Source organism: Saccharomonospora halophila 8, assembly GCF_000383775.1.
Taxonomy (GTDB): Bacteria; Actinomycetota; Actinomycetes; order Mycobacteriales; family Pseudonocardiaceae; genus Saccharomonospora; species Saccharomonospora halophila.
Genome location: NZ_KB912573.1, coordinates 47,159 through 52,288 on the forward strand (window position 1 = coordinate 47,159; position 5,130 = coordinate 52,288).

At 71.8% G+C, this 5,130-nt stretch carries 2 protein-coding genes; both read left to right on the top strand.

Translation table 11 applies throughout. From position 1 onward, the window contains the following. Positions 1 to 2,509: AAA domain-containing protein (locus SACHA_RS26305; RefSeq protein WP_232211904.1), on the top strand; the 2,509-nt coding region annotated here is incomplete at its 5' end. Between the two features lie 77 nt (positions 2,510 to 2,586). Continuing rightward, a partial coding sequence (gene pglW, locus SACHA_RS22680) for a BREX system serine/threonine kinase PglW (RefSeq protein WP_039739436.1) occupies positions 2,587 to 5,130 on the top strand: 2,544 nt, incomplete at its 3' end.

Below are 5,130 nucleotides of genomic sequence, written 5' to 3' on the forward strand. Positions count from 1 at the left end.
GTGGCGGGAGCGGCTCGGGGCGTTCGAGCGGGCGTGGGCCTGGGCCGCCACGGCGACGTGGCTGACGGCGCAGGAATCCACGGACACCAACGCCCTGCAGCAACGCGTCGTCGCGATCGAGGACGAGATCCACGCGCAGGTCGGCACCCTCGCCGCCCGGCGCGCGTGGGATTACGCCGCCTCCCCGGAACGGCTGGACGGCACCGCGAAGGCCGACCTGACGCAGTACGCGCAGCTGGTCAAGCGTGGCGGCAAACTGAGCGGCAAGTACGCCGCGGAGCGCAAGGCCGACATCCGCAGGGCGATGGAACGCTGCCGCCCCGCGGTGCCGGTGTGGATCATGCCGCTGTACCGGATCGCCGAGCAGTTCCGGGTCCAGCCGGACATGTTCGACGTCGTGATCGTCGACGAGGCGTCCCAGGCGGGGCTGGAGGCGACCTTCCTCCAGTACCTCGCGCCGAAGATCGTCGTCATCGGGGACGACAAGCAGGTCTCGCCCACGGCGGTCGGCGTCGACCAGCAGGAGCTGCGCGATCTGGCCCGCCAGTACCTCACCCACGACCGCTACCGCGCGTCCTGGGAGGACCCGAAGCGCAGCCTGTTCGACGAGGCGAAGATGCGCTACGGCGGTCTGATCACGCTGACCGAGCACCGCCGCTGCGTGCCGGAAATCATCGGCTTCTCCAACCGGATCGCGTACGAGCCGGACAACATCCGCCTCGTCCCGGTGCGCCAGTACGGCAACGACCGGCTCGACCCGATCCGAGCCGTCCACGTCGAGGACGGCTACCAGGCGGGCAACAAGACGAACCCGGCCGAGGCCGAATGCCTCGTGGCCCAGGTCGAGGAGTGCCTGAACGACCCGCGCTACGACGGGAAGACGTTCGGCGTCATCTCCCTGCTCGGCCAGCAGCAGGCCAAGTACATCCAGAACCTGTTGATGGAGCGGATCCCGGGGCCGGAGTGGTCCGCGCGGGATCTGCGCTGCGGCGACGCGGCCGACTTCCAGGGCTCCGAGCGGGACGTGATGTTTCTGTCCATGGTCTCCGTGGCCGAGGAGGGCAGGCGGCTGGCCGCGTTGACGGCCGACATGTACGTGCAGCGGTACAACGTCGCGGTCTCCCGCGCCAAGGACCAGCTCTGGGTGTTCCACTCGCTCGGCCGGGACGAGCTGCACAATCCCGAGGACATGCGGTTCCAGCTGTTGGACTACTGCTACGGGGTCATCGACCGCGGCGAGGTCGGCGCCGAGGGCACCCCCGACGGCGGGGTGCGGCCGGTGCCGGAGGACACGCCGGTGGCGCCGTTCGACTCGCTGTTCGAGCAGCGCGTGTACAACCGGATCATCGACCGCGGGTACACCGTGCTGCCGCAGTACGAGGCCGCCGGGTACCGCATCGACCTGGTGGTGCTGGGCGGGCAGACCCGGCTGGCCGTCGAGTGCGACGGCGACGAGTGGCACGGCCCCGACCGGTTCGAACACGACCTCGCCCGGCAGCGCGATCTGGAACGGTGTGGGTGGCGGTTCTTCCGCATCCCCGAGTCCCTGTTCTACGCCGACCCGTCGGCGGTCTTGAGCGGACTGTGGGACCTGTTGCGGGACATGGGGATCCACCCGTCCGGCGGTGAACCGGCCGCGGCATCGACGTCCGTTGTGGATGGTACCGGAATGGCCACCTCGGACGGTGTCATCGACACCGGTCCGGTGGCCGGACCGGCTTCATCCTCTGTACCGGGAACCGTCCTGGAGAACGCTGCCCCGGAGGTCGACGCCGTCCCCGTCCCCGGGCCCGGGGACGAGCCCGAGCCCGAGCCCGAGACGGGTACCGGGGCTCCGGTGGGCCGCGCGGCGGCCGGAGTCGAGGGTGCGGTGGAAACCGGATCCGCGGCTGGAGCGGTGGCCGACGCCGATGCGGACACGGACGCGGCCACCGACGCCGACACCGTTGAGAAGCCGCGGGCGCACGGCACCGGGACGGAGCCCCACCGTGCGGACGATCCCCGCACCCCCGAACCGTACGTCGAGTTCCGGGGCACGGTGGCGTCGGTGCAGGCGGTGCGCGGCACGATTCTCGCGGGTCTGCGCGAGATCGTCGCCGTGGAGGGGCCGATCACCGGCGACCGGCTCCGCCAGGTCTACGTCCGCGCCTCCGGCGGGCAACGACTCGGTAAGCAGATCGTCAGCAAGCTCAACTCGGTGATCAGCTACGCCGTGCGGCAGGGCGAGCTGGTGCGGGACGAGCCGTTCGGCCGTGCCGGGGTCAAGCCCGCCGCGTTCCGGCTCCCGGAGCAGTCGCCGGAGCCGGTGCGGGAGGTCGGCCCCCGGTCGGTCGAGGAGGTGCCGGTGCGCGAGCTCGCCGCGCTCATGCGGCGCGCGGCCGACGTCGACCGCGACGACGACGAGACGGTGCTGCGCGCCGCGTTGCAGGAGTTCGGCATCGGTCGGCTGTACCAGCGCACCCGGGAGCAGCTGCTCCCGGCACTGGAACTGGCCCGACAGCGGCACTGACGGCGGTACGATCGCCGCGGCGGGCAAGTCCGGTCCGGCATGCTCGCACGGTGGGATCCGAAGGAAGGGGTGGCCGCGTGGCCAGCGGTGGAGAAGCGGCGCCGAAGCCGGGGCCGCCGCCCGCGTTGCAGCGGTGGTTCCAGGAGCGCACGTCCCCGTACGCGTGGGAACAGGACGGCCTCGACCACGTCAGACGGCTGATGCCGCAGGCCGAGCCCTACCGGGCGTGGGCGACGTTCTCCTTCACCGGCAGCTCCGGCCGGGTCAACGAGTGTGACCTGCTCATCGCCGTGCCTGGTGGGCTGTACCTGGTGGAGCTGAAGGGCCACCCGGGCCGCGTCGTCAACCACGGCGACACCTGGAGCGTCTATCCAGAGGACGGGTCGCGCCGCCCGAACACCCTGCGCAATCCCCTGTCGCTGACCGACCTCAAGTGCAAGGAGCTCAAGCAGCGGCTGGACTGGGCCGCGCGCAAGCGCCACCTCAGCGTGCGTATCCCCCGGGTCGAACCGGCGGTGTTCCTCTCCGCGCGGGGCCTGCGGTCGGAGCTGGACGAGGTGCAGCGCACCCGTGTCTACGGCCGCGACGACGACTGCGACGGGCTGCCCGGCATCTGGAACGACCTGCTCTCCCGCCCGCCGCAGCGGGAACACCAGCGGATCACCCCGGAGTTCTCCCGGCATGTCCTGCCGAAGCTGCTGGAGACGATCGGCATCCGCGCCTCCACCGCGCACCTGCGCTTCGGCGACGACTGGACGCTGTCCGGCGAGCTGCTGGACGCGGGCCCGACGTGGGAGGACCGGCTGGCCGAGCGGTCCGGCATCGTGCGCGAGCAGGGCCGGGTCCGCATCTACCTCACCGAGCAGCAGGCCGACGACGAGAAGCGGCAGTCGGTCGAGCGTGCCGCCCGCCGCGAGTACCAGGTGCTGCAGGGTGTGGCGCACCGCGGCATCGCCCAGCCGGTGCAGATCCGCCACCATCAGGGCGGCCCGGCGATCCTGTTCCACCACCGCGACACCGACATCCGCCTCGACTCGTACATGGATCTGCACGGCGAGTCCCTGAGCACCGAGACCCGGCTGGATCTGGTGCGCCAACTCGCCGAGGCGGTGCAGTACGCTCACCAGCGTTCGCTGTACCACCGGGCGCTGTCGGCACGGTCGGTGTACGTGTCGGCGCGTGACGACGGGTCCGACCCGGTGGTGCGGATCATCGACTGGCAGGCCGCCGCCCGCGATTTCGACAGTGCCGTGTCCACCACGGGTACGTCGCTGGGCCACTCCTCGCTGACCGGGGAACACCTGGCGGGCTCGTCGGAGGTGTACTTCGCACCCGAGTTCGCCCCGTACGCCGATCCGGTGGATCTGGACGTGTTCGGCCTGGGGGCTCTGGCGTTCCTGGTGCTCACCGGACGTCCGCCGGCGGCGCGGCGCGGCGGGCTGATCGAACGGCTCGCGGAGAACCGGGGACTGCGCCCCTCGGCGCTGTCCGACGGCGTGTCCGACGCGCTGGACACGCTGGTGTTCGACGCCACCCGGACCGACGTGGCCGACCGGTTGTCGTCGGCGGAGGAGTTCCTCGCCCGGTTGGACACCGCCGAGACCCGGTCGGTCCCCGCGTCGACGGCCACGGTCGTGGACCCGCTCACGGTGTCCGCGGGGCAGGTCGTGGACGGCTGGCACGTGGAGCGCGTGCTGGGTACCGGCGCCACCGCCCGTGCGCTGCTGGTCACCGCGGTCGCCGACGACGAGGACGACACCGGGCAGGACCCGCGCCGGGTGCTCAAGGTCGCCCTCGACGAGGACAAGGCGGAACACCTGCGTGCGGAGGCCCGCGCCCTGGACATCGTGGGCGGCGGCGTCGTGGTGCAGAAGCTCGACGGGCCGCGCGAGTTGGGCGGGCGCACCGTGCTCGACCTGGAGTTCGCCGGGGGGCAGGACTCCGTCGGCTACACCCTCGGCGAGTCGCTGCGCACCGACGGCAAGCTCAGCTACCACAACCTCGAACGCTACGGGCGCGACCTGTTCACCGCCCTGGACCAGCTCGCCGGGCGGGGTGTGCGGCACCGCGACCTCAAGCCGGACAACTTCGGTGTCTACCGCCGTGCCGACCGGTCGTGGCAGCTCATGCTGTTCGACTTTTCCCTGGCCGAGGTGTCCGAACGCGACGTGACGGCCGGCACCCGCGGCTACCTGGACCCGTTCCTGGACACCAACCGCCGCCCGGTCTACGACGATCACGCCGAGCGGTACGCGGCCGCGGTGACGCTGCACGAGATGGCCACCGGTCAACGCCCGGTGTGGGGCGACGGGGTCAGTGATCCGCGCACCACCGACGACGAGACCCCCTCCCTCGCGGCGGACCTGTTCGAGCCGGCCCTGCGGGACGGCCTGACGGCGTTCTTCCAGCGCGCCCTGCACCGCGACGCCGACCGCCGTTTCGACACGCTGCGGCAGATGGAGGACGCCTGGCGCGCGGTGTTCACCGCGGCCGACCAGGCCCGCCCGGCCACCACTCCGGAGACGGTCGACCTCGACGACGCCGACCTGCAGCAGACCCGCGACGCCCACGCCGAGGCCGCGACCCCGGACACCCAGCTCGACGCGGCGGGCCTGGTGCCA